The sequence below is a fragment of the Pseudomonas neuropathica genome, from assembly GCF_015461835.1.
GTDB lineage: Bacteria > Pseudomonadota > Gammaproteobacteria > Pseudomonadales > Pseudomonadaceae > Aquipseudomonas > Aquipseudomonas neuropathica.
Genome location: NZ_JACOPX010000001.1, coordinates 479,519 through 505,083, shown reverse-complemented (window position 1 = coordinate 505,083; position 25,565 = coordinate 479,519). Strand labels below are relative to the sequence as shown.

Sequence of the window (25,565 nt, the reverse complement as noted above, 5' to 3'; positions counted from 1 at the left end):
CAGCGGTGCAGCAGAGGGTTTAAAGCGAATCGTTGAGCAAGGGTTCCGCAAGGCCTTTGACGTTGGGGTTCAGGGCGAATACGCCACCGGCCAGTGAGTGCGGATCGTGGTCGTCGCCGGGACGAATCGAGGTGACGAACAAGGTGTCCATGCGGCTGCCGCCGAAGGCACACATCGTCGGTTTTTTCACCGGCACCTCCAGTGAGAAATCAAGACGACCGTCCGGCGCGAAGCGGTGAATCAGGCCGGCGTCGTTGGCGCAGATCCAGTAAAAACCTTCAGCATCCACGGCAGCGCCATCTGGCCGCCCGGGAAAGTGATTCATGTCGACGAAGACGCGGCGGTTCGACGGTGTGCCGGTGTCAGTGTCGTAATCGAACGCCCAGATCAGTTGCACGTCGGGGTGCGAGTCGGACAGGTACATCGTTTTGCCGTCTGGGCTGAAACCGAGGCCGTTGGGCACGATGAAGCCGTCGAGCTGCGCTGCGATCACGCCAGATTGCCCGGCGCCGTATCGGTAGAGCCGGCCTTCGGGTGCACCCAGGCCCATGTTCAGCACCATGCTGCCGGCCCAGAAACGGCCCTGTCGGTCGCAGCGACCATCGTTGAGGCGCATGTCTGCGCGACTGTGCGCGACGGTGGCGAGCAACTCGCTGTCGAGGCTGCCGTCGCTGTGTGGGTGCAGATGAAAAAAGCCGCTCTCCATGCCGGCGACCCAGCCGCCATTGCTGTGACGGGCGATGCAGGCGAGCATTTCCGGGGTTTTCCAGGCATGCACGTGGCCGGTGTCGGCGCTCCAGCGCTGCAGCCCGCCGTTGGCAATATCCACCCAATACAGCGCGTTTTCCTGCGACACCCAGACCGGGCTTTCGCCCACGGCGTTGCGGGCATCGACGATCAATTCGGCTTGCATACTCATTCCTTCGCGTCGTTGTCAGGGTGATCAGTCGCCGAACGGACCTGCGGCAACAAACGCGCCGCCCTGATAGATCCGTGCCGGGTCATCGGCTGCCGGCATGGGCTGCGCCTCGACTTTTTCACGGAACACTTCGGAGCTGTCCTTCGCCTCGAAGCCGAGGTGGCTGGCGAATTTGTTGTCCCACCAGACGTCCTTGTTGGCGGACATGCCGTAGACCACGGTGTGGCCAACGTTCGGTGTGTACAGCGCGCGTTCGAGCAATTGCGTGAGGTCGTCGAAACTCAGCCAGGTGTGCATCATTCGGCGGTTTTGCGGCTCGGGAAACGAGGAGCCGATGCGGATGCTGACGGTCTCGATGCCATAGCGATCGAAGTAGAAACTGGCCATGTCTTCGCCGTAGGACTTGGACAGTCCGTAGTAGCCATCGGGACGGCGCGCGGAGCTGGCGTCGAGCGGCTCGTCCTGTTTGTAGAAGCCGATAACGTGGTTGGAACTGGCGAAGATCACCCGCTTCACGCCATGCCGGCGCGCCGCTTCGTAGATGTGAAACACGCCGCAGATGTTGGCGCCGAGGATTTCTTCGAAGGGCCGCTCGACGGAGACGCCGCCGAAATGCAGGATCGCATCGACGCCTTCGACCAGTTGATGCACGGCGTGTTTATCGGCGAGGTCGCAGACCACGATTTCTTCGCGGTCATCGACGGCCGGGGCGAGGGCGGCGATGTCCGATAGGCGCAGGACATTGGCATAAGGGCGCATCCGTTCGCGCAGAACTTTGCCCAGACCACCGGCGGCGCCGGTCAGCAGCAGACGGTTGAACGGGGCGCGGGGAGTGGAGGTAGATGTCATGGCAATCCCTTACACGTTGTTATTAGGTTTGTTGTAGGTTGTCGTATGACTGCGTGGAAGTATCGATAGGGTTTCCGGAACTTGTCAACGCGACTTTTGGTGTAAATGACGGAAGGCCTGGTTCCATTGCCTTCAGCACAATTCCCTCCTTGCAATGCAATCCCCTGTAGGAGTGAGCCTGCTCGCGATAGCGGTGTGTCAGTTGAGGAAGAGGCGGCTGACACACCGCTATCGCGAGCAGGCTCACTCCTACAGGGGTTTTGCGGCGCCTGGTGGTTACAACAACGAAATCGGATAACTGATAAAGATCCGGTTCTCGTCAAACTCGTTGGTGCTGAAGTCCCGGCGTATCGTCGCGTTGCGCCATTTCACGTTGAGGTTTTTCAACGGGCCGCTCTGCACCGTGTAGGCTAGTTCCGACTCGCGGCCCCATTCCTTGCCGTCATTGGTGGTGGCGGTGTGCACGTTGTCGCCGCTGATGTAGCGGTTCATCAGGGTCAGGCCCGGAACACCGAGGGCGACGAAGTTGTAGTCGTGGCGCAACTGCCAGGAGCGCTCTTTGGCGTTGTCGTAACTGGCGTTGTAACTGTCGTTGGCGAGGGTGCCGCCGCTGGTGCCGTTGACCCGCATCCACGCGTCGTCGCCACTGAGTTTTTGCAGACCGACATAGAAAGTGTTGCCGCCGTAGCGGGCCGAAAGCAGGGCGAACGCAGTCTTGTTGTCGAGGTCGCCGGCCTGGGCGCTGCCGTCCTCCTTACCGGTGAAGAAACCGAGGTTGGCGCCCAGCGTCCAGTCGCCCAACGGCTGGCTGTGGCTGAGATTGAAATACTGCTGCTGGTAGATGTCGCTGAGTTCGGCGTACCACACGCCGACCAGGGTGCGCTTGTCGTTGAAGGTGTATTCGCCGCCGCCGAAGTTGAAGCGATCGGAAGTGAACGCGCCACGGCCGTTCATTGACATGTCTTCCATGCTCGCATCGTTGCGCGGGCTGTTGCCGCGAAACTGGCCACCGTAGACGGTCAGGCCGTTGATCTCGGTGGAGGTGATCTGCCCGCCGCGAAAGGTTTGCGGCAGCGAGCGGCCATCGTCAGAGCGCAGGATCGGCAGCACCGGCATCCATTCGCCGACCTTCAATTCGGTCTTCGAGACTTTGGCCTTCAACGCCACGCCGAGCCGTCCGAAATTGTCGGCCGGACGCCCGTCATCGTGGATCGGCAACAGTTGCGTACCGCCCGTACCTTTGCCGCCATCGAGCTTCTGCGAATACATCCCCAGCACATCGAGGCCGAAGCCGACGGTGCCCTGAGTGAAGCCGGATTTGGCATCGAGGATGAAGTTCTGCGTCCATTCCTCAGCCTTGCCTTGTGGGTAGGCGGGGTTGACGAAGTTGCGGTTGAAGTAGGCGTTGCGCAGATTCAGCGTGGCTTTGCTGTCTTCAAGAAAGCCTTCGGCATTGGCGCTTATCGGCAAGGCCAGAGCCAGGCTGCTACAGCTGATCAGGCCAAGGGTGGTACACGGGCGAAGCGTGGTAAAGCGGGAAGGGCGGGCGGAACTGCAGACGAGTGTGCTCACTGTGACGCTCCCTGTTTCGTTTGTTGTTTTTATTATTTGTCATACGTCGTCGTACAACATGGTTGCGGATATTTCCTAGGTTTTCCGGGAATGTCAACTCAAAGTTATACGATGACTTTTTGGTTCACCCGGATCTCCTGTAGGAGTGAGCCTGCTCGCGATAGCGGTCTATCTACGATGAAAATGTTGACTGACACTCCGCGATCGCGAGCAGGCTCACTCCTACAAGGGATTTGTGTTGTCCATGGGATGTGTGTTGCCGGTGAATTTGCGGCAAACTTCACCCACCTTCCGCACAAGGCCATGCCATGGATCAATACGCCCCGCGCAACTGGCAGCCCCACGAAAAGCCCAGTCTGCCCGGTTCCCCCTCGACGCCCTTGCACTCCAACCCCAAGCGCCTGGCCTATGCGCTGGTCGGTTTACTGGTGGCGGTGACCGGTGGCTTGGGCAACTCGCTGGTGGTGGCCAACCTGCCTTATCTGCAAGGCGCACTCGGTGCGACCACGGCGGAAATGGCCTGGCTGCCGGCGGCGTATGTGATGACCAACGTGTCGATGAACCTATTGCTGGTGAAGTTTCGTCAGCAGTTCGGTTTGCGTGCATTCACCGAAGTGTTTCTGGTGTTGTATGCGCTGGTGACTTTCGGCCATCTGTTCGTCAACGATCTGAATTCGGCGGTGGCGGTGCGCGCGGCCCACGGCATGGTGGGTGCGGCGCTGAGTTCGCTGGGCCTGTATTACATGGTCCAGGCGTTCCCGGCGAAGTGGCGGTTGAAGGCGCTGGTGCTCGGTCTCGGCACCTCGCAACTGGCCTTGCCATTGGCGCGTTTGTTTTCCGAAGACTTGCTGCAGATCGCCGAATGGCGCGGCTTGTATCTGTTCGAACTGGGCATGGCACTGCTGTCTCTGGGCTGTGTATTGATGCTCAAGTTGCCGCCGGGCGACCGCTTCAAAACCTTCGAAAAACTCGACTTTCTCACCTTCGCCATTCTCGCCACTGGCGTGGCGCTACTGTGTGCGGTGTTGTCGCTGGGGCGGATTGACTGGTGGCTCGAGGCCAACTGGATCGGCTACGCGTTGGCTGCCTCGATTGCTTTGATCCTCGCCGGTCTGGCCATCGAACATAACCGCAGCAACCCGCTGCTGATGACCCGCTGGCTTGGCAGCGGGACGATGATCCGCTTGGCGCTGGCGGTGACCCTGATTCGCATGGTCACCTCGGAGCAGTCCACCGGTGCGGTCGGTTTCATGCAGAACCTGAACATGGGCTATGAGCAGTTGCACAGCCTCTACGTGGTAATGCTGATCGGCAGTGTCGCGGGGCTGTTGACCAGTGCGCTGACCATCGACCCGAAACACCTGCTGATGCCGTTGATCATCTCGCTGGGGCTGATGGCCACCGGGTCGGTGATGGACAGTTTTTCCAACAACCTGACCCGTCCGGAAAACCTCTACTTCAGCCAGTTTCTGCTGGCGTTCGGCAGCACGTTTTTCCTCGGCCCGACCATGGTTTTCGGTACGCGCAACGTGCTGACCAATCCGCGCAATCTGGTGAGTTTTTCCGTGTTGTTCGGGATCTGCAACAACCTCGGCGGCCTGCTCGGTGCGGCGCTGCTGGGCACCTTCCAGATCGTCCGGGAAAAATTTCATTCCAGTCACATCGTTGAGCACCTGACGCTGTCTGACCCCTTGGTGGCCGCGCGCGTGCAGAGCGGCGGTTCGGCGTATGGCTCGTTGCTGGCCGACCCGAGTCTGCGCAACCTGGCGGGGATTCGCAGCCTGTCCAACGCCGCGACCCGAGAGGCCAACGTCCTGGCCTATAACGATGTGTTCATGCTGATCGCCGTGATTGCTGTGCTGACCATGATCTGGCTGTCCATTCGTGCGCTGTGGCTGATGAGCACCACCAAAGCCGTCGCCACTGCGCCTTCCACACCTTCGAGCGGTGCCACTTCTTCATGACCGAACCGACCACCACAACCACCAATGCCATTGCCGCCACGCCCGAAGGTGTGGCGCCGCCGTCATCGCCGAATACCGAGCCGCGCTCGCTGCGGGTGCGGATCATTTCTTCGCTGGGCTTTGCCGCGATTGCCATCGTTGGCGTGTTGATCGTGCTGTATGCCTGGCAATTGCCGCCGTTCAGCAGTGCGGTCGAAACCACCGAAAACGCCCTGATTCGTGGGCAAGTGACGATCATCGGCCCGCAGCTCGCCGGTTATGTTTACGAGGTGCCGGTGCAGGATTTCCAGTACGTGAAAGCCGGGGATTTGCTGGTGCGTCTGGACGACCGCATCTATCAGCAGCGACTCGACCAGTCACTGGCGCAACTGGCGGTGCAGAAAGCCGCGTTGGCCAATGTGGTGCAGCAACGCAACAGCGCCGAGGCGACGATCAAATTGCGTCAGGCGGTGCAGGCCGACAGCGAAGCGCAGTTGCGCAAAAGCGAGGCAGATCTGCGCCGCAATCAGGAATTGGTGCGCGACGGTTCGGTGTCAAAGCGCGAGATGGACGTCGCGCTGGCGGCGAATGCGCAAAGCATTGCGGCGGTCGCGCAAGCCAAGGCCAATCTGGAGATCGCCCGTCAGGATCTGCAAACGGTGATCGTCAATCGAGGCTCGCTGGAGGCGGCCGTGGCCAGCGCCGAAGCGGCGGTGCAACTGGCGCGGATTGATCTGTCGAACACACGTATCGTTGCGCCGCGTGACGGCCAGCTCGGGCAGATCGGCGTGCGCCTCGGTGCTTACGTCAACTCCGGAGCGCAGTTGATGGCGTTGGTGCCAAACCAGAAATGGGTGATCGCCAACATGAAAGAAACCCAGATGGACAACGTGCGCGTCGGGCAACCGGTGCGCTTCACCGTCGATGCGCTGAATCACCGCCGATTCACCGGGCATGTGCAGCATATTTCGCCGGGGACGGGCTCGGAATTTGCCCTGTTGCAGGCGGACAACGCCACCGGCAATTTCGTCAAAATTGCCCAGCGGGTGCCGGTGCGGATCACCATCGATCCGGATCAGCAGGAAGAGCAGCGGTTGCGGCCGGGGATGTCGGTGGTGGTCAGCATCGACACCGCAGCGGGCGATACCCAGCCCCACTGATTCACACAATTCCCCTGTAGGAGTGAGCCTGCTCGCGATAGCGGTGTGTCAGTTAGGGATATTTGACTGACACACCGCTATCGCGAGCAGGCTCACTCCTACATTGGATCTCCATGATCTTTAGATTGTGATCATCGGGGGCAGGGTGCCCAGCAGCGAGACGGCCGCCACCGCGCCAATGCCGAGCAACCACTCCAGCATCACACTGCGCCTGAGCGCGCCCATCCGCTGTTCACAATCTTCAATGCGCAAGCGATTGAACAGCGCCAATCCGAGCATGGCCAACACCAGCATTGCCTTGATCAACAGAATCAACGCAAACCCGCTGAACAACGGCGTCGGCCACCACTGGCCGGTCAGCACGCGGACATTGATCAATCCCGTCAGCAGCAGCCCCGCAACCAGCGCATAACCGACCCCGCTGAAACGCCGCAAAATCGCCGGCATCGGCTCCGTCGGCTGACGCAGGATCAGCACCAGCACCAACAACCCGCCGAGCCACGCCGCCACGCAGGTCAGATGCACGATCTGGTTGAGAATCAGCAATTGCCCACTCAACCCGTCGAGCATGGCGCCGTGTCCGACCGGGGCCAGGGTCGCGAGCAACAATGCGCTCAAGCCCAGTCGCAACGGCATGCTTGAGCGCCAAGGCGTGAACAATAACGCCAGCAGTGCAGCATTGATCAGCAGATGCCAACGCCACACCTGACCAAAAAACGTATTGCCCAGCACCAGCGCAACCGTGTCCGGGTCAACCGCCGCCGCTGCCGAACCGGCCATGCTCGCGGTGATCAACAGCGCCCAGGCAATCCCGCTGAGCAGTGCCACAGTCGCCAGCCAACGCGCCAGTCGCGCCAGGTGCCGATCCACTTGTGGCGCTTCATCCTTGAGCAGCAACGGCCTGAACAGCCAGGCCCCGAACAGCATCAACACCACGATGAAATGCACAAAGCGGCACAGCACCAGCGCTTCACTCATGAATTACTGACTCACCTTGAACTGGTAGGCGCCTTCGCTTTTGTGCGTGTCGACAGACACTGCGTGCCATTCGACTTTGTACTCGCCAGCGCTCAAAGGAGCTGCGGGGGTAACGATCAGGGTTTTCTTGTCGCCCTCGGTGGTCAGCGCTTTGACCGCGACCGGTGCGCCATCGCGGGTCAGGGTGACTTTGGTGAAACTGGCCTCGACACCTTCGGAAAAGGTCAGGCGCAAATCGGCGGGAGCGGCGACGGTGCTGTCGGCGGCCGGGGTCTGGCTTTTCAGGTGGGCATGGGCAAACACGGAAGATGCGGCGAACAGCGAAGCGAGCAGGGCAGTGGTGGTCAGGACGTTCTTGAACAGCATCGCGGATACCTCTGAGGCAGGATCGAAGAAGCGTCAGTTTAGCTATCCGCTCACGCCAGTACGAAGTTTTGTTTGCAGCGGTCGCCCGCGCACCAGAGCGGATGCTAGTCTTGGGCAACGCTGTTGTCAGGGAGCCCTCATGGGCAATCACAAGATCGAGATTCGTCGCAACAACGTCGAGAAAATTCTCCTCGCGGCGGAAAAAGTCTTCGCCGAAAAAGGCTTCGGCGGCACGGCCATGGCCGACATCGCGGCGGAAGTGCAACTGCCGCGTTCCAATCTGCATTATTACTTCAGCACCAAGAGCGAACTGTACAGCGCGGTGCTGTTCGATCTGCTGGAAGTATGGAAACAGGATGCGCTGTGTTTCGAGATGTTCGACGATCCGCGCGTGGTGCTGAGCAGCTACATCCGCGCCAAGATGAACCATTCGCGCAGCCGTCCGTATGGCTCGAAAGTCTGGGCCAACGAGATCATCCACGGCGCGCCAACGTTGGGCGAGGCGCTGGATGTCAGTCTGTATGACTGGGCGAAGATGAAGGAAGCGAAGATTCGTCAGTGGGTCGAGGACAAGCGGATTTTGCCGGTGGAACCGTCGAGTTTGCTGTACATGATCTGGGCGTCGACCCAGCACTATGCCGACTTTGATCATCAGGTGAATATTCTGAATGAGCATCAGCCGTTGTCGGACATGCAGTTTGAGCGGGCGGTGCAGACGGTGACGAGTGTGATATTGCGCGGGATCGGGCTGGAGCCTTGAAGAGCAAGATCAAAGGCTGACCCTCACCCCAGCCCTCTCCCAGAGGGAGAGGGGGCCGACCGAGGTGTCTCGCGGGTTACATCGACCTGAAAAATCCAGTCGAATATGGATTCAAAGCAGTTCGTGCTTGTGCATGCATCGATTATGGATTCAAAGCAAATCGTTCACGTCGGTGGATTTCTGAAGCATCCCCCAATCAGTCCCCTCTCCCTTTGGGAGAGGGTTAGGGTGAGGGGCTAGACCGCAACGTGATACGGATTGCGCGGATCATGATTCCAGTCCAGAAACGGCTTGCCCGTCTCCATCGGCACCATCTCGATGCAATCGGCCACCGGGCAAGTGATCTGGCACAAGTTACAACCCACACACTCCTCATCGATTACTTCATATTTATGCGTCCCGTCCGCCTGTTTGAGACTGCTGATCGCCTGGTGTGAAGTGTCCTCGCAAGCAATGTGGCAGCGCCCGCACCCAATGCACGCGTCCTGATCAATCTTCGCGATCACCTGATAGTTGATGTCGAGGTACTTCCAGTCCGTGGTGTTGCCCACCGCGCGCCCGGAAAACTCGGCGATGCTGGCGTAACCCTGACTGTCCATCCATCGCGACAAACCGTCCTTCATCTCCTCGACAATGCGGAAGCCATGCAACATCGCCGCCGTGCACACCTGCACCGCGCCGCTGCCCAGCGCCATGAATTCCGCTGCATCACGCCAACTGCCAATGCCGCCAATCCCGCAGATCGGCAAGCCCTGGGTCTGCGGATCGCGGGCGATTTCGGCGACCATGTTCAGCGCAATCGGCTTCACCGCCGAACCGCAATAACCGCCATGGGTGCTTTTGCTGCCGACGGTGGGCAGGGCAACCATGTGTTCCAGGTCGACGCTGGTGATCGAGTTGATCGTATTGATCAGCGACACCGCGTCCGCACCACCGCGATGCGCTGCGCGGGCGGCGACGCGGATGTCGGTGATGTTCGGCGTCAGCTTGACGATCACCGGCAGCGAGCAATAGGTCTTGCACCAGCGCGTGACTTGCTCGACATATTCCGGCACCTGACCGACCGCCGCACCCATACCGCGTTCAGGCATGCCGTGCGGGCAGCCGAAATTCAGCTCGATACCGTCAGCGCCGGTGGCTTCCACCAGCGGCAGGATGTGTTTCCACGATTCCTCCACGCACGGCACCATCAGCGAAACGATCAGCGCGCGGTCCGGCCAGTCCTTCTTCACCTGAGTGATTTCGCGCAGGTTGATCTCCAGCGAACGGTCGGTGATCAACTCGATATTGTTAATGCCCAGCACTTCACGGTTGTTGCCGTAATGCGCGGAGTAACGCGACGACACGTTGACCGCCGCCGGATCCTCACCGAGGGTTTTCCAGACCACGCCACCCCAGCCCGCTTCGAAGGCGCGGACCACGTTGTAGGCTTTGTCGGTCGGTGGCGCAGAGGCCAGCCAGAACGGATTCGGCGCTTTGATGCCAGCGAAGACAATCGACAGATCGGCCATTTACGCAGCCTCCACGTTAAGCATCAGTTGAGCATTGATCGCCTCGGCGGCGCGTTTGCCGTGCTGCACGGCTTGCACGGTGAGGTCCTGATCGAGGCTGGTGCAGTCGCCGCCGGCATACACGCCGGGGATGCTGGTGCGCAGGTTCTCATCGACGTAGATGCGTTCGCCCTGACGCTTGAGTTCACGGGCCAACGGGTCGGCGAGGGCGCCGCCGTCGAAGGCCTGACCTATGGCTTTGAAGATCGCGTCAGCGGCCAGCTCGAAGGTCTCGCCGGTGGTTTGCAGGCGACCGTCGACCAGATCGGTGCGGGCGAAACGCATGCCGCGCACCTGGCCCTGAGCGTCGAGCAGCACCTCTTCCGGTTGTGCCCAGGTCAGCAGGCGCACCTGATTGGCTTTGGCGATGTCTTGCTCATGGCCGGTGGCGCCCATGTCGGCAGCGCCCCGGCGATACACCAGATTGACGTCGCGAGCCCCGAGGCGAGCCATTTGCACGGCCATGTCGATCGCGGTGTTACCGGCGCCAAGGACGATGCAGCGTTCGGCCAATGGCAATTGCGTGAGGTCATCGGCCTGGCGCAATTCGCGAATGTAGTCGGTGGCAGCGAGCAGGCCCGGAGCATCTTCGTGAGGCAGGCCGAGTTGCTTGCTGGCGCTGAGGCCGAGGCCGAGGAACACCGCGTCGAACTGCTGATGCAGTTCACTCAGCGTCAGATTCTCGCCGAGTTTCTGCCCGTGACGAATCTCGATGCCGCCGATCTGCAGAAGGAAATCCAGTTCCTTCTGCGCGTAGTCGTCGACCAGTTTGTACTTGGCGATTCCGTATTCATTGAGGCCGCCAGCCTTCTCCCGCGCTTCGAAAATCACCACGTCATGACCGTGCATGGCGCTGCGATGCGCACAGGACAAACCGGCCGGCCCGGCACCGACCACGGCGATGCGTTTGCCGGTCGCTGCGGCGCGCTGGAACGGATGTTCGCTGAAGTGCGCATTGTCCACGGCGTAGCGTTGCAGCAGGCCGATCAGTACCGGCGCGCATTCCTGAGCGTTGTTGCGCACGCAGGCTTGTTGGCAAAGGATCTCGGTTGGACAGACCCGCGCGCAACTGCCGCCGAGGATGTTCGCTGAGAGGATTTTCTGCGCCGCACCGGGCACGTTGTCCTGATGAATGTTGCGGATGAACGACGGGATGTCGATCTCGCTGGGGCACGCATTGACGCACGGCGCGTCGTAGCAATACAGGCAGCGCGAGGCTTCCAGATGCGCCTGCCGGTCATTGAGCGGCGGCGCCAGATCGGTGAAATGCCCGGCGAGGGCGGCCGCGCTTTCGTGCGGGTGGGGGAGATGGTTCAGGGTCTCGATCACGGTTTTGTGCCTCACGGTTATTGAGGTTCTCTGCCTCTGATGGGCAGTGGTTTTTGTGGCGTTCGGGATGGCCTCTTCGCGAGCAAGCTCGCTCCCACATTTGGAATGCATTCCCCTGTGGGAGCGAGCTTGCTCGCGAAGGCCGAAGGCCTGGATTTCAGCGTTTCACAGCGACTGGCTTACGTTGCTCAGCCCGCTTGCTCAGCAAATCAAACACCGCCGGGTACGCCGGCCGTTCGATGTACCGCCCGGCGCCACGCTCCGCACGCAGGTCGCCGTCGGCCCAGACCACCCGGCCCTGGCTGACGGTATGGCTCGGCACGCCGCGCACGGTCTTGCCTTCGAAGATGTTGAAGTCCACCTGCTGATGGTGGGTCTTGGCGGAAATGGTGCGGGTGCCTTGCGGATCCCACAGCACCAGATCGGCATCGGCGCCGACGCGAATCGCACCTTTGCGCGGATAGAGATTGAAGATCTTCGCGGTGTTGGTGGAGGTGAGGGCAACGAAATCCTGCATCGACAAACGACCACTGTTGACACCCTCGTCCCACAACACCGCCATGCGATCTTCGATACCGGCGGTGCCGTTGGGGATCTTGCTGAAATCATCGCGGCCGGCGGCTTTCTGTTCGGCGCAGAAGCAGCAATGGTCAGTCGCGGTGGTGTGCAGATTGCCGTTTTGCAGTCCGTGCCAAAGCGCCTCCTGATGGCCGCGCGGACGGAACGGCGGGCTCATCACGTAACCGGCAGCGGTCTGCCAGTCCGGGTGTTGATAGACGCTGTCGTCGAGCAGCAAATGCCCGGCGAGGACTTCGCCATACACCGGTTGGCCCTTGCTGCGCGCATAGGTGATTTCGTCGAGGGCTTCCTTGGTCGAAACGTGCACCAGATACAACGGCGTGCCGATGGTTTCAGCAATACGAATCGCCCGACTCGCCGCTTCACCTTCAACCTGCGACGGCCGCGACAGTGGATGCGCCTCCGGCCCGGTGATGCCCTGGGCCATCAACTTGCGTTGCAAGTGATAAACCAGCTCACCGTTTTCCGCGTGCACAGTCGGCACCGCGCCGAGTTCCAGGCAGCGCTCGAAACTCGCCACCAGCGTATCGTCGGCGGCCATGATTGCGTTCTTGTAAGCCATGAAATGCTTGAAGCTGTTGATCCCGTGATGGCTGACCAGCTCGGCCATTTCCTCACGCACCTGCTCGCTCCACCAAGTGATCGCAACGTGGAAGCCATAGTCGGAAGCCGATTTTTCCGCCCAGCCGCGCCACTGATGAAAGGCTTCCATCAGCGACTGCTGCGGATTGGGAATCACAAAGTCGATGATCGATGTGGTGCCGCCGGCCAGACCTGCCGCCGTGCCGCTATAGAAATCCTCACTGGCCACAGTGCCCATGAAGGGGAGTTGCATGTGCGTGTGCGGATCGATGCCGCCAGGCATCAAGTATTGGCCGCTGCCGTCGAGGACTTCGGCGCCGGCGGGAACATCAAGGTTTTCACCGATGGCTTTGATCACGCCGTCGGCGCAATAGACGTCGGCGCGATAACTTTCATCATGGGTAACAACGGTGGCGCCACGGATCAACAGAGACATTCCGAGTTCCTCGCAGGCATGACCGACTTGTGTCGGTTCTAGATGTTTTATTGATGTACGGCGATGAAGGACGTATTCCTGTCAGCGCTGTCAGGAATAGAAACTAGTCGCAGATTTGCAATAGATCAAGATTATTTTTTATAAGCTAATGACTGCTTTAAGTGTATGAAAAATAACGATAAAAAATGTAGATCACCAAAATGGTGAGGCTGTTCACCATTTTGACGCACTTGACAGGATGGAAATATGAGCAAGATTTCCTATGTGAAATCAGCCGCTTGAAGTTGAGCTGCGGTTGCTCGCTCACGATGAAAATAAATGCAGTGCACCAGATTGAGTCCTGTCTGTTCGGACAACTTGCCAGGTGTTTAGCCTGAGCACCCAGACAAGTTTCCGCGAACTCCTTCGGTGAATAATTAAAACTGATGAATATCAGAAAGTTGCAAAGCGTTTGAAACACCGCCCGATGCGTAAGCGGGGCACCCGGCACGTTTATTGATGCCGCCGCTGACACCATGGCCGGTGCACGAAAGTTGTCAGTTCCTCCGGCCATCGTCCGGCTCGCGCACTCGTGTGCAAGCCGCCTGATGAGCAAAAAAATAATCAGAAGAACAGTGGAGCGGCCATGCAACAGATCAGATCGCAAGTGACCGAGCGCGACGGCTTGTACGAGCTTGAAGCCGGCAGCGACGTCCTCGACAGTCCCCGTTACAACCACGACATGGCACCGACCAAGGTGCGCGAACGTACCTGGAACAAATGGCACATCACCGCGCTGTGGGTCGGCATGTCGATCTGTGTGCCGACTTATACCCTCGGTGGCGTGCTCACGGCGTACTTCGGCTTGAGCGTCGGTGAAGCGCTGCTGGCGATTCTGTTCGCCAACATCATCGTGCTGATTCCGCTGACACTTAACGCTTTCCCCGGCACCAAGTACGGCATCCCGTTTCCGGTGTTGCTGCGCTCATCGTTCGGCATTCTCGGCTCCAACGTGCCGTGTCTGATCCGCGCGCTGGTGGCGTGTGGCTGGTTCGGCATTCAGACGATGTTTGGCGGGTTGGCGATTCACCTGTTTCTCGGCTCAGTGTTCGAGGGCTGGAAATCCCTCGGCGGCACGGGCGAGGTGATCGGTTTCATGATCTTCTGGGCGCTGAATCTGTGGGTGGTGATTCGTGGTGCCGAGTCGATCAAGTGGCTGGAAACGTTGTCGGCGCCGTTGCTGGTGGCGGTCGGTATCGGTCTGCTGGTGTGGGCGATGCCTAATGTGTCGATGAGCGAATTGATGGCGATCCCGGCCAAACGCCCGGAAGGCGCGAGCGTGTACGGTTATTTTGCCGCCGGGTTGACGGCGATGGTCGGCTTCTGGGCGACTTTATCGCTGAACATTCCTGATTTCAGTCGATACGCCAAGAGCCAAAAGGATCAGATCCTCGGGCAGATCATCGGCCTGCCGTTGACCATGTTCCTGTTCGCCGCGCTGGGTGTGGTGATGACTGCCGCGTCGGTGAAACTGGTCGGTGTGACTGTCTCTGATCCGGTCACGCTGATCGGCCATATCCAAAGCCCGGTGTGGGTCGCGGTGGCGATGGCACTGATCATCATCGCCACGCTATCGACCAACACTGCCGCGAACATCGTTTCGCCAACCAACGACTTTCAGAACATCGCGCCGAAGGTGATCAACCGCACCAAAGCGGTGTTGCTGACCGGGTTGGTCGGGCTGTTGCTGATGGGTCATGAACTGCTGAAAAAACTTGGCTGGATCGTTTCCGAGGTCAGTCTGGAAAGTGTCTATTCCAATTGGCTGCTCGGTTATTCAAGCCTGCTCGGACCGATCGCCGGGATCATGGTGGTGGACTATTTTCTGATCAAGAAACAGCAACTGGACCTCGCCGGGCTGTACCGCGACGACGTCTATCCGGCGTGGAACTGGGCCGGTTTTGTTGCCTTTGGCGTACCGGTGGTGTTGACCGTGATGTCGCTGGGCAGCGATGCGTTCAGCTGGTTCTACAGCTATGGCTGGTTCACCGGCTCGGCGCTGGGCGGGATTATTTATTACGGGTTGTGCGTGATGCGCGCTAGTCCGTCAGTAGTGAAATCTGCGGTGTGAATGCAGGCCTCTTCGCGAGCAAGCTCGCTCCCACATGTGTACGCATTCCAAATGTGGGAGCGAGCTTGCTCGCGAAGGCGGCCTCACTTACGGCAGAGATGTATTTGAAGAAATCCATAAGAACAGCAGCCTGAGGAGATCCCCATGAACGCAGCCGTAGACGTTCTGCAATCGACCCATCAGCACATCAACCGCGACCGCCTGTGGGCGTCGCTCATGGAACTGGCCAAACTCGGCGCGACGGTCAAGGGCGGGGTCTGTCGCCTGGCCCTCACTGACCTCGACCGCCAGGCCCGCGACCTCTTCGTGCAATGGTGCAAGGACGCCGGGTGCAGCGTCACCATCGATGCCGTCGGCAACATTTTTGCCCGGCGCCCCGGGCGCAATCCCGATTTGCCACCGGTGATGACCGGCAGCCACATTGACACCCAACCCACCGGCGGCAAGTTCGACGGCTGCTTCGGCGTGCTCGCCGGCGTCGAAGTTCTGCGCACCCTCAACGACCTCAAAGTGGAAACCGAAGCGCCGCTGGAAGTGGTGGTCTGGACCAACGAAGAAGGCTCGCGCTTCGCTCCGTGCATGATGGGCTCGGGCGTGTTCGCCGAGAAATTCACCCTCGAAGAAACCCTCGCCAAAGTCGATGCCGACGGCGTCACCGTCGGTGAAGCGCTGAACGCCATTGGCTATGCCGGTCCGCGTAAAGTCAGCGGGCATAAAGTCGGTGCCTATTTCGAGGCGCACATCGAACAAGGCCCGATCCTTGAAGACGAACAGAAAACCATCGGCGTCGTGTTGGGCGCGTTGGGGCAGAAGTGGTTCGACCTCAAGCTGCGCGGCGTCGAGGCCCACGCCGGTCCAACGCCGATGCACCTGCGTAAAGACGCGCTGGTCGGCGCCTCGGTGATCGTCGGTGCGGTCAACCGCGCCGCCCTCGGTCATCAACCCCACGCCTGCGGCACCGTCGGTTGTTTGCAGGCCTACCCCGGTTCGCGCAACGTCATTCCCGGCGAAGTGCGCATGACCCTCGACTTCCGTCATCTGGAACCGGCGCGTCTGGACTCGATGATCGCTGAAGTAAAGCAAGTCATCGACGCCACCTGCGAAGAACACGGTCTGACTTATGAACTGACGCCGACAGCGGACTTCCCGCCGCTGTACTTCGAAAAAGGTTGTGTGGAAGCCGTGCGCGGCGCGGCGAAAGGGCTGGGCCTGTCGCACATGGACATCGTCAGCGGCGCCGGGCATGACGCGATTTTCCTCGCCGAACTCGGCCCGGCCGGGATGATCTTCGTGCCGTGCGAAGGCGGCATCAGCCACAACGAAATCGAAAACGCCGCGCCGGATGATCTGGCGGCGGGGTGTGCGGTGTTGTTGCGGGCGATGCTGGCGGCTTCGGCGATGGTCGCGGGAGGGCAGCGCGCCGCTTGAAGATCAAAAGATCGCAGCCTTGTAGGCGCTGTCGAGTGAAACGAGGCTGCGATCTTTTCCTGTTACCCAAATGTCATAAACCTGCGCGATGTTGCCGGCCCATGAAAATCACCACGTTCGTGCGCCGTCAATGCTGCGCAAGGAACTGTTGAAATTGGCACTGGACGCTGGCAGTCACTGCGCACCAAACACCATCGTCCAGTAAACCCCTTCATCACTGCGCGCCTCACTGGCAAACCCGGCGCCGACCTGAGTAAACATCGGATTCATCAGATTGGCGCAATGTCCGGGGCTGGCCAGCCATCCGGCCATGGCTTTGCCCGGTGAACTCTGTCCGGCGGCAATGTTTTCACCGATTTGCCGACCGCGATAGCCGGCTGCGCGGGCGCGATCGGCAGGCAGGTCGCCGTCCGGATCACGGTGGGCGAAGTAATTGCCGTAAGCCATGGCTTTGCTGTGCCCCTGCGCGGCGGCGCCCAGTGCTGCGTTCCAGCTCAACGGCCGGGCGGCGGCGAAGCGCTGGCGTCCGCACATCCGTGGCTGGGCGCGCGCGGCGTTTACCTCCGCGAGCAAGGCCTTGCCGACGCTGCGGTTATCGCCGACACGGCTGTCGAGCACCGGTTGCGCCAACACCACTTGCCATTCATTACGCGACCGACTGACGCCGATGTCGGCGTAGCTCGCATCCAGCAGCGCGGCGCAGTGCTCGTCTTGCAGCAGGTCGAAAGCCTCTTCGGCGTCCTCGGCCCCGACCACACGAATACTGCGCACCGCGACGGCTGAATACCCGGACGACTTCAGCGCTTCACGCATGCCACCGGCATAGCGATAACCGATCGGCAAGGCCAGGTTCGACTTCAGTGCCAACGGCGCCAGACGCTGCGTCGGGCGCCGATCACAGCGCTGCGGATGGGCACGATAGTCGTTGATGGCAGCCACCAGTTGCCGCTCGGCACCGGCATGGGCGGTTTCCGCGAACAGCGGCGAAAGGATCAGCAGGCACAGCGAAACGAAGCGAGACGAACGAACGGCGTGGCGCATGAGACGGGCAGCTCTGAAAGAGGACAGCGCAAAAGTTGAGTGAACCGCAGAAAGCGGCGCGAGTAGGACTGGGCTTTTTGGACTTGGTTCAAGGGGCGGTGAAGGCTTTACGGCGAAGCGACGAACAGTGGAATCAAACAGAGCGCTATGTTGCGCCGGATGACGCTATCGCGAGCAGGCTCACTCCTACAGGGAACGCATTCCAAATGTAGGAGTGAGCCTGCTCGCGATGGCGTCACTGAAAACAATACAAAAGACACAGGCAGACCACTATCACCGATTCAACACATCCCCCATCCACTGCAAATACTGCGCACGATCCGAGATCGAGTTATGCCCCGAATCCGGCACCACCCGGAGCACCGCCACGCCTTGCGGGAAATTCTCCAGCAAACGCTGGGTGCTGGCGCGCGGAATCACCTCGTCATCACTGGCCGCGAGCAACAACGTCGGCACGCGGATATGCGCGGCGTACTTGCCGGATTCGAATCGGTCCTTGAGCAACCACTGCACCGGCACCCACGGATATTGCCGTGCCGCGATTTCTTCGAGGCTGTTGTAAGGCGTCACCAGAATCAGCTGTTGCACCGGCCGTTGACTGGCAAGACGCACGGCCACGCCGGAACCGAGGCTGCGCCCGACCACGGCCACCTGCGGATGACTGGCGTAGACCTGATCAAACAGCGCCAGCGCATCCTCGGCAATCGCTTCTTCTGAGGGTGAGCCACCGCTGCCACCGAAACCGCGGTAGTTGAGCAAATACACTGCGTAATCGGGAAACGCCTCGGCAAACTCCGGCAGATTGCGCGACACGTCCTCGGCATTGCCGCCGAAATAGATCAGCGCCCGTGGCCCGACGCGCTCGCGGGTGATCACTGAAACCCGCGCGTCCGGTATAGACAGGATCAGTTGTGAGTCGCTGCCGCCGACGGTATTGGGCTGCGGAAAATAGATCAGCGAGCGCTGAAAAAAGAACAGTGCCGCACACAGCACCAGGTACACGGCAACGATCAATGCGACGAGTGACATCAGGGTTCGGGACATTCGGCTACTTTTAACGGTGTGTGAAGGACTGCTGTCGCAGTGTAGTTCAGCCCTGCCACCGGGCCGCTCGCACACACACACAACATGCAGCAGATCCACGCAGCAGGGGAACCAGCATGAGCCACACTGAGGGTTACTCCCGTCGCCGATTGCTCACGCTGGCTGCCGGGGTTTCGGCGGTCTTCACCTTTGATCGGGCGTTGGCCACAACCACCACGTCCGCGACCACCGGAAGCCACGCCATGCAGACCCGTGTCATCCCATCCAGCACCGAGTCGCTGCCCATCGTTGGCCTTGGTACTTATCGCGGTTTCGACGTCGGCCCCGGCGACCCGGCCTACCGGCAATTGCCGGCGGTGCTCGATGAGCTGTTCAAAAAGGGCGGCACGCTGATTGACAGTTCACCGATGTATGGCCGCGCCGAACAGACCACCGGCGAACTGCTATCGATCCACGAACCGCGTTCGCCGGCGTTTCTGGCGACCAAGGTGTGGACGCGCGGGCGCAAGGAAGGCATCGCGCAGATGGAGCAGTCGTTCAGCCTGCTGCGCACCGAACGCATCGACCTGATGCAGATCCACAACCTGCTCGACTGGCAAACCCACCTGCCGACCCTGCGTGAATGGAAAGCCCAGGGGCGCATCCGTTACATCGGCATCACCCATTACACACCCTCGGCCTACGAAGAAGTCGAAGCGGTGCTGAAGGCCGAGCCCCTGGATTTTCTGCAAATCAATTACGCCCTCGATGACCGAGGCGTGGAGAAACGTATTTTGCCTTTGTGCCGCGAACGCGGCGTCGCGGTGATCTGTAATCGGCCGTTCGGTGGCGGCGGTCTGCTCGCGCGTCTCAAAGGCAAACCGTTGCCGGGGTGGGTGTCGGATGTGCAGGTCAACAGCTGGGCACAATTGGCGTTGAAGTTTCTGCTCTCGCATTCGGCGGTGACTTGCGTGATCCCGGGCACGGGCAATCCGCGCTATATGGCCGATAACGCCAAGGCCGGGTTCGGGCCGATGCTCACCGATGCGCAACGGCATCAGTTGATTGCGTTAGCAGCGGGATAATCGATCTCGTAGACGGCGCTTAACCGCGATAGCGCAACGCCTCCAGCAACAATGCAAACGCCGGCGCCGCCTGGCGTCGGCTCGGGTAGTAGAGGTGGTAACCGGCAAACGTCGGGCACCAGTCTTCCAGCACTTGCAGTAAACGGCCGTCGGCCAGATACGGCGCGACGATGTTTTCCGGGATGTAGCTCAGGCCAAAACCGTCCAGCGCCGCGTCAAGCAACGGGTAGACGCCGTTCAGGATGACCTGTCCGGAGACCCGCACTTTCAGGCTTTCGCCATCCTTCTCGAATTCCCAACTGTACAGCCCGCCGTTGGTGGGCAGGCGCAGGTTGTTGCAGGCGTGCTCGGTCAGATCGCGTGGTGTTTGCGGCGGGGTGCGTTTGGCGAAATAGGCGGGTGAGCCGACCACCGCCATGCGCATGTCGGGGCCGATGCGGGTGGCGATCATGCCTTGCGCGACGTCCTCGCCCAAGCGCACGCCAGCGTCGAAACCCTGGCCGGCGATGTCGACGAAACCATAGTCACAGCTCACCTCGACGCTGATGTCCGGGTACTTGGGCAGAAATTCCTTGAGCACCGGGCGCAGCAGCCAGTCCAGCGAATGGTCGGTGGCGTTGAGACGGATCTTGCCTGCCGGGGTGTCGCGCAGGTTGCTCAGCGCCGCCAGTTCCAGTTCGATTTCTTCGAAGCGTGGGCCGATGGTTTGCAACAAGTGTTCGCCGGCTTCGGTGGGTGAGACGCTGCGCGTGGTGCGGGTCAGCAGGCGCAGGCCCAAACGCGCTTCAAGTGCGCGAATCGTGTGACTCAGCGCCGATTGCGAAACGCCGAGCTTGGCCGCTGCCTTGGTAAAACTGCGCTCACGGGCTACGGCGAGGAAGGCGAGCAGGTCGGTGGCGTTTTCCCGAAGCATTGATGAGTGTCCTGCATAAGTTTTTTCGAATTCTAGTCGATTATCTGAAGAGTTGACGTCGGTAAAGTGGTGGCATTGTTTATCTGGAGGAACCGCTATGAACCCGATTGCCGCTTCTGCCTTGACCCTTTCCCTGTTGGCGGGTGAGGTGCAGGCCAATGACATTCCCCGCGTGACCGTGACACCCAATGGCTCACAAGCTTCGGCCAGAGGTCCGGTGGATTGGTTCACTGGCATTGTGCGCGTCGATGGGCCGTTCAAAGGCACCGAAGCGGCGCGGGTCAGTGGTGCGACGGTGACGTTTGAGCCGGGCGCGCGTACCGCTTGGCATACACATCCGTTGGGACAGACCTTGATCGTCACCGCCGGTTCCGGTTTTGTGCAGGAGTGGGGGCAGCCGGTTCGTAGGATTCGTCCCGGGGATACCGTGTGGATTGCGCCGGGGGCCAAGCATTGGCATGGGGCGGCTGCGACCACGGCGATGACCCATATCGCTATTGCTGAAGTGCTGGATGGCAAGGTGGTGGATTGGATGGAGCAGGTGAGTGATGAGCAGTATCCGCGTTCCGAGTGAAGCGCTTCCCTCACCCCAGCCCTCTCCCGGAGGGAGAGGGGGCTGACCGAGGTGCCTTGCGTCATCCATCGACCTGAAAGTGCTGTGTCGACTATGGATTCACAGCAGGACGTTCAAGTCGGTGCAGCTTCTGAATATCCCCGGATCGGTCCCCTCTCCCTCTGGGAGAGGGCTAGGGTGAGGGGCTCTTTTCAGGCGTTCAGATCATCTCCGGCAGTGAAGAAAGGATTTTATCGAGGGTAACCGGATACTCCCGCACCCGCGCCCCCGTGGCGTTGTAAATCGCATTCGCCACCGCCGCACTAACCCCGCAAATCCCCAGTTCACCAACACCCTTGGCCTTCATCGGCGAGGAAACCGGATCAGTCTCATCAAGGAAAATCACCTCCTGATGCGGTATGTCGGCATGCACCGGCACCTCATACCCGGCCAGATCATGATTGACGAAAAACCCCAGCGTCTTGTCCACCGCCAACTCCTCCATCAACGCCGCACCGACGCCCATGGTCATCGCGCCGATCACCTGACTGCGCGCGGCTGTCGGGTTGAGAATCCGCCCGGCCGCGCACACCGCCAACATGCGGCGCACACGCACTTCCCCGGTCGCCGCATCCACCGCGACCTCAACGAAATGCGCACCAAAGGTCGACTGCTGATACTTCTCGGCCAGGTCGGCAAATTCGATGCTGTCCTCAGCCACCACAACGCCGTCCTGCGCAGCGTTGCGCATCGGCACGCTCTTGTCGCCGAGCCGCACCTGACCGTCGACAAACTCCGCCTGATCCGCCGCCATGCCCAGTTTGCCAGCCACCGCCTCACGCAGTTTCATGCACGCGGCATACACCCCGGCGGTCGAGCAGTTGGCGCCGAATTGCCCGCCGGAACCTGCCGACACCGGGAAGCTCGAATCGCCCAGATGCACAGTGACATCCTTCAACCCGACGCCCATCATCTCGGCCGCCGTCTGCGCAATGATCGTGTAGCTGCCGGTGCCGATATCGGTCATGTCGGTTTCCACCGTGACCTTGCCATCGCGCTCCAGCCGCACCCGCGCGCCCGACTTGACCAGCAGGTTGTTGCGGATCGCGGCGGCCACACCCATGCCGATCAGCCAGCGACCTTCGCGACGTGTACCCGGCTGCGCATTGCGCTGGTTCCAGCCGAATTTCTCGGCGCCGGTCTGCAGGCATTCGATCAGGCGCCGCTGCGAAAACGGTCGTTCGGTTTTTACTGGATCGACCTGAGTGTCATTGATAATGCGGAACTGCACCGGATCAAGCTTGAGCTGTTCGGCCATTTCGTCCATGGCGATTTCCAGCACCATCAGCCCCGGGGTTTCACCGGGCGCACGCATCGCGTTGCCTTCGGGCAGATCCAGCGGCGCGAGACGCATGCTCACCCGTCGATTTTCAGCGGCGTATAACAACTGACTCGGCTGCGCAGCGACTTCGACTTTGCCTTCCGCCAGATTGCCCGACCAGCCTTCGTGAGCGATCGCGGTGAGTTTGCCGTCCGCCGTCGCGCCCATACGAATGCGCTGAATCGTCGCCGGGCGGTGGGTGGTGTTGTTAGCGATCTGCGGGCGGGCGAGGGCGACTTTTACCGGTCTGCCGGCCATCCGTGCACCGAGGGCGGCAAGAATTGCATCGGCGCGCACAAACAGTTTGCCGCCGAAACCGCCGCCAATGTAGGGCGACATCAGCCGGACTTTTTCTTTCGGCAAACCGAGGGTAGTGGCGATGTCGCCGACGCTCCAGGCAATCATCTGGTTCGACGTCCACAGGGTCAGTTGATCGCCTTTCCAAGCTGCTAATGTGGCGTGCGGTTCCATCATCGCGTGGGACTGATCCGGCGAGGTGTAGGTCTGGTCGAATTGCACCGGCGCAGCGGCGAACGCCTTGGCGAAATCACCGTGGCTGACGTCGGGCAACTCCTCTTTTGGCTCGACGCCTTTATCGCGCACGCTGGCCAGATCGAACTCGCCTTTGGTAGCGACGTAATCGACTTTGACCATTTGCGCAGCCGCGCGGGCCTGCTCGAACGTCTCGGCCACCACCAGCGCGACAGCCTGGTGGTAGTGCTGAATCTCCGGCCCGGCCAACAAATGGGCAGCGTTGTATTTGCCCTTGCCGAGTTTGCCGGCGTTGGCGGCGGTGACGATGGCCAGTACACCAGGCGCGGCTTTCGCTGCTTCGAGGTCGATATTGTTGATGCGGCCCTTGGCGATGGCCGAGCCGACCATAAAGCCGTAAGCCTGATTGGCCACCGCCTCATGCTGCTCATAGGCGTATGGCGCCTGGCCGCTGGTTTTCAACGGGCCTTCGATGCGCTCGGTGGGTTGGCCGATGACCTTCAACTGGTCGATCGGGTTGGTGGTGGCGGGCGTGTCGAATTTCATGCTTCATCCCTCGCTTGCGCCAACACCGAGCCGAGCGTGCGCTCGACCAGGGTCAGTTTGAACTGGTTGTCGTGAGTCGGCGTGGCGCCGTCGAGCAGGCGTTCGCTGACGGCTTTGGCGCCTTTTGGCAGCAGCGCTTCGGCCTCTTCAATTCGCCATGGTTTCGGCGCGATACCGCCGACCGCCACGCGGCCGCTGCCGTCCTGTTGCAGAATCAGACCGACCGATACCAACGCAAATGCGTAAGAGGAGCGATCACGCACCTTGTGATAGATGTGGGTGCCGCCGAGCGGTGCGGGCAGTGTCACCGAGGTGATGAACTCGCCGGGCATCAGGCTGGTTTCGATGTTCGGCGTGGTACCGGGTAACTGGTGAAAGTCGGCCATGGCGATGCTGCGGGTGCTGCCGTCGGGTTTCACCGTTTCAATCTGCGCATCGAGAGCACGCATGGCAATCGCCATGTCACTCGGGTGCGTAGCGATGCAGGCGTCGCTGACGCCGATGATGCCCAGTTGCCGACTGACCCCGCCAATCGCCGCGCAGCCGCTGCCGGGATTGCGTTTGTTGCAAGCCTGATGGGTGTCGTAGAAATACGGGCAGCGCGTGCGTTGCAGCAGGTTGCCGGCAGTGGTCGCCATGTTTCGTAACTGCCCGGACGCCCCGGCGAGCAAGGCGCGCGAGAGCAGGGCGTAGTCTTTCCGCACGCGCATATCGGCCGCCAGATCGGTGTTGCGCACCAGCGCGCCGATGCGCAAGCCGCCCTCGGGTGTGGCTTCGATCTGATCCAGGCCGAGGTGGTTGACGTCGATCAGGTGCAGCGGGGTTTCGATGTCGAGTTTCATCAAGTCCAGCAGGTTGGTGCCGCCAGCGATGAAGCGTGCGCCTTCGACCTGTGCGGCTTGCGCAGCGGCAGCGGCGGGGGAGTCGGCGCGGCTGTAATTGAACGGTCTCATGCCGGTACCTCCGCGACTTCGGTGATGGCTTCGATGATGTTCGAGTACGCACCGCAGCGGCAGATATTGCCGCTCATGCGTTCCTGAAACTCTCTGGCGATCAACTGCGGCGCCTCGGTGAGGCTCTCACTGACGTGGCTGGGAATGCCGTCGCAGATTTCCTTGATCACTGACACCGCCGAGCAGATCTGCCCCGGTGTGCAATAGCCGCACTGATAGCCGTCGTGCTTGATGAATGCGGCCTGCATCGGGTGCAGATTGTCGGGCATGCCGAGGCCTTCGATGGTGGTGATCTCGCTGCCTTCGTGCATCACCGCCAGGGTCAGGCAAGCGTTGATGCGTCGACCATCGGCGATCACCGTGCAGGCGCCGCACTGGCCGTGGTCGCAGCCTTTTTTGGTGCCGCTCAGGTGCAAGTGCTCGCGCAAGGCATCGAGCAGGGTGGTGCGGGTGTCGACATCAAGCGCACGCGGCTTGCCGTTGACATTGATCGTCACTTTGCTCATGGCCGGTTGCTCCAGATTGGCCGCGTAGGCCTTGAGGCTGATAAACGGCGGCATCGCGAACGCGGTGGCGGTCACGGCGCCGAGGATCAGAAATCCGCGTCGGGAAATCGTCATGGTTCGATTCCTTTTCTCTCTTCATCAGGGCAGCAGGATCGTAGATGGCCCAAGCGGGCAGCCAGCGTCATCGCCGGTCTCGTAAAGCAGTGACTGCCGGAAAGAGGAAAAGGTTTTTGCGGATTTGCGCTATAGAGTTATGCGTGTGGCTCATCAATCGCTTGGCCAACACAGATCCACTGTAGGAGTGAGCCTGCTCGCGATAGCGATAGACCAGTGAGCAATGTGGCGACTGACACACCGCTATCGCGAGCAGGCTCACTCCTACAGGGATCTGTGTGGTAACCACCATTTCATTCACAACGTGAAACCTGTGGGAGCGAGCTTGCTCGCGAAGAGGCCTGCACATTCCACCTCTTCACTGACTGAACGGACGCCTTCGCGAGCAAGCTCGCTC

Annotated in this window: 21 protein-coding genes; 7 read left to right on the top strand and 14 right to left on the bottom strand. The window is 60.6% G+C overall.

All coding sequences use genetic code 11. The annotated features are described in order from the left end of the window. Positions 1–19: 19 nt before the first annotated feature. The 3 genes from H8F23_RS02005 to H8F23_RS01995 form a co-directional block, all read right to left on the bottom strand. Complete coding sequence (locus H8F23_RS02005) at positions 20–913, bottom strand: SMP-30/gluconolactonase/LRE family protein (RefSeq protein WP_194933238.1); 894 nt, start codon at positions 911–913, stop codon at positions 20–22. 30 nt (positions 914–943) lie between these two features. Next, positions 944–1,768, bottom strand: a complete 825-nt coding sequence (locus tag H8F23_RS02000) for an NAD-dependent epimerase/dehydratase family protein (protein ID WP_194933237.1) — start codon at positions 1,766–1,768, stop codon at positions 944–946. A 276-nt stretch (positions 1,769–2,044) separates the two neighbouring features. After that, positions 2,045–3,340, bottom strand: coding sequence for an OprD family porin (locus H8F23_RS01995; RefSeq protein WP_194933236.1), 1,296 nt, complete (start codon positions 3,338–3,340; stop codon positions 2,045–2,047). A gap of 308 nt (positions 3,341–3,648) precedes the next feature. Between H8F23_RS01995 and H8F23_RS01990 the strand changes: the two genes are divergently transcribed. Together H8F23_RS01990 and H8F23_RS01985 are read left to right on the top strand one after the other, a co-directional pair. Next, on the top strand, positions 3,649–5,304 hold the full coding sequence (locus H8F23_RS01990; RefSeq protein WP_194933235.1) for an MFS transporter: 1,656 nt from the start codon (positions 3,649–3,651) through the stop codon (positions 5,302–5,304). Next, a complete protein-coding gene (locus tag H8F23_RS01985) occupies positions 5,301–6,443 on the top strand; it encodes an HlyD family secretion protein (RefSeq protein ID WP_194933234.1) in 1,143 nt (380 codons plus the stop codon). Before H8F23_RS01990 ends, H8F23_RS01985 begins: the two co-directional genes overlap by 4 nt. 120 nt (positions 6,444–6,563) lie before the next feature. Here the strand turns inward: H8F23_RS01985 and copD are convergent, their stop codons facing one another. Both copD and copC read right to left on the bottom strand, forming a co-directional pair. Next, positions 6,564–7,421 carry a copper homeostasis membrane protein CopD gene (gene copD / locus H8F23_RS01980; protein ID WP_194933233.1) on the bottom strand — a complete coding sequence of 286 codons (858 nt, stop codon included), beginning with the start codon at positions 7,419–7,421 and terminating at the stop codon, positions 6,564–6,566. A 3-nt stretch (positions 7,422–7,424) separates the two neighbouring features. After that, on the bottom strand, positions 7,425–7,787 hold the full coding sequence (gene copC / locus H8F23_RS01975; protein ID WP_194933232.1) for a copper homeostasis periplasmic binding protein CopC: 363 nt from the start codon (positions 7,785–7,787) through the stop codon (positions 7,425–7,427). Between the two features lie 139 nt (positions 7,788–7,926). Between copC and H8F23_RS01970 the strand changes: the two genes are divergently transcribed. Then, complete coding sequence (locus tag H8F23_RS01970) at positions 7,927–8,547, top strand: TetR/AcrR family transcriptional regulator (RefSeq protein ID WP_007919317.1); 621 nt, start codon at positions 7,927–7,929, stop codon at positions 8,545–8,547. Positions 8,548–8,783: 236 nt separating this feature from the next. Here H8F23_RS01970 and preA read toward each other — a convergent pair whose 3' ends face one another. From preA to hydA, 3 genes are all read right to left on the bottom strand, one after another. Further along, complete coding sequence (gene preA / locus H8F23_RS01965; RefSeq protein ID WP_093440896.1) at positions 8,784–10,058, bottom strand: NAD-dependent dihydropyrimidine dehydrogenase subunit PreA; 1,275 nt, start codon at positions 10,056–10,058, stop codon at positions 8,784–8,786. Continuing rightward, positions 10,059–11,426 (bottom strand): NAD(P)-dependent oxidoreductase, encoded by a 1,368-nt coding sequence (locus H8F23_RS01960; protein WP_194933231.1) that lies wholly within the window; start codon positions 11,424–11,426, stop codon positions 10,059–10,061. A gap of 157 nt (positions 11,427–11,583) precedes the next feature. Then, positions 11,584–13,023, bottom strand: coding sequence for a dihydropyrimidinase (gene hydA, locus H8F23_RS01955; protein WP_194933230.1), 1,440 nt, complete (start codon positions 13,021–13,023; stop codon positions 11,584–11,586). A 625-nt stretch (positions 13,024–13,648) separates the two neighbouring features. Here hydA and H8F23_RS01950 point away from each other — a divergent pair. Further along, positions 13,649–15,133 (top strand): NCS1 family nucleobase:cation symporter-1, encoded by a 1,485-nt coding sequence (locus H8F23_RS01950; RefSeq protein WP_194933229.1) that lies wholly within the window; start codon positions 13,649–13,651, stop codon positions 15,131–15,133. 144 nt (positions 15,134–15,277) lie between these two features. After that, the gene (locus tag H8F23_RS01945; RefSeq protein WP_194933228.1) at positions 15,278–16,561 is read left to right on the top strand and encodes a Zn-dependent hydrolase; all 1,284 of its coding nucleotides are present in this window, start codon (positions 15,278–15,280) and stop codon (positions 16,559–16,561) included. Between the two features lie 174 nt (positions 16,562–16,735). On the opposite strand, the gene H8F23_RS01940 is transcribed toward H8F23_RS01945, so the two are convergent. Together H8F23_RS01940 and H8F23_RS01935 are read right to left on the bottom strand one after the other, a co-directional pair. Continuing rightward, positions 16,736–17,602: a CAP domain-containing protein gene (locus tag H8F23_RS01940; RefSeq protein WP_194933227.1), complete on the bottom strand. Its 867-nt coding sequence runs from the start codon at positions 17,600–17,602 to the stop codon at positions 16,736–16,738. A gap of 273 nt (positions 17,603–17,875) precedes the next feature. Continuing rightward, positions 17,876–18,646, bottom strand: coding sequence for an alpha/beta hydrolase (locus H8F23_RS01935; protein ID WP_194933226.1), 771 nt, complete (start codon positions 18,644–18,646; stop codon positions 17,876–17,878). Positions 18,647–18,762: 116 nt separating this feature from the next. Between H8F23_RS01935 and H8F23_RS01930 the strand changes: the two genes are divergently transcribed. Further along, positions 18,763–19,710: an aldo/keto reductase gene (locus H8F23_RS01930; protein ID WP_194933225.1), complete on the top strand. Its 948-nt coding sequence runs from the start codon at positions 18,763–18,765 to the stop codon at positions 19,708–19,710. A 19-nt stretch (positions 19,711–19,729) separates the two neighbouring features. Here the strand turns inward: H8F23_RS01930 and H8F23_RS01925 are convergent, their stop codons facing one another. Then, a complete protein-coding gene (locus tag H8F23_RS01925) occupies positions 19,730–20,623 on the bottom strand; it encodes a LysR family transcriptional regulator (protein ID WP_194933224.1) in 894 nt (297 codons plus the stop codon). A 97-nt stretch (positions 20,624–20,720) separates the two neighbouring features. Between H8F23_RS01925 and H8F23_RS01920 the strand changes: the two genes are divergently transcribed. Then, on the top strand, positions 20,721–21,197 hold the full coding sequence (locus H8F23_RS01920; RefSeq protein WP_194933223.1) for a (R)-mandelonitrile lyase: 477 nt from the start codon (positions 20,721–20,723) through the stop codon (positions 21,195–21,197). A gap of 199 nt (positions 21,198–21,396) precedes the next feature. On the opposite strand, the gene paoC is transcribed toward H8F23_RS01920, so the two are convergent. Genes paoC through paoA form a run of 3 tightly spaced genes read right to left on the bottom strand, consistent with a single transcriptional unit; the run spans position 21,397 to position 25,168 of the window. After that, positions 21,397–23,595: an aldehyde oxidoreductase molybdenum-binding subunit PaoC gene (gene paoC / locus H8F23_RS01915; RefSeq protein ID WP_194933222.1), complete on the bottom strand. Its 2,199-nt coding sequence runs from the start codon at positions 23,593–23,595 to the stop codon at positions 21,397–21,399. Next, positions 23,592–24,548 carry an FAD binding domain-containing protein gene (locus H8F23_RS01910; protein WP_194933221.1) on the bottom strand — a complete coding sequence of 319 codons (957 nt, stop codon included), beginning with the start codon at positions 24,546–24,548 and terminating at the stop codon, positions 23,592–23,594. The genes paoC and H8F23_RS01910 overlap by 4 nt, the downstream gene beginning before the upstream one ends. Continuing rightward, positions 24,545–25,168, bottom strand: coding sequence for an aldehyde dehydrogenase iron-sulfur subunit PaoA (gene paoA / locus H8F23_RS01905; RefSeq protein WP_194933220.1), 624 nt, complete (start codon positions 25,166–25,168; stop codon positions 24,545–24,547). The genes H8F23_RS01910 and paoA overlap by 4 nt, the downstream gene beginning before the upstream one ends. Between the last annotated feature and the right edge of the window lie 397 nt (positions 25,169–25,565).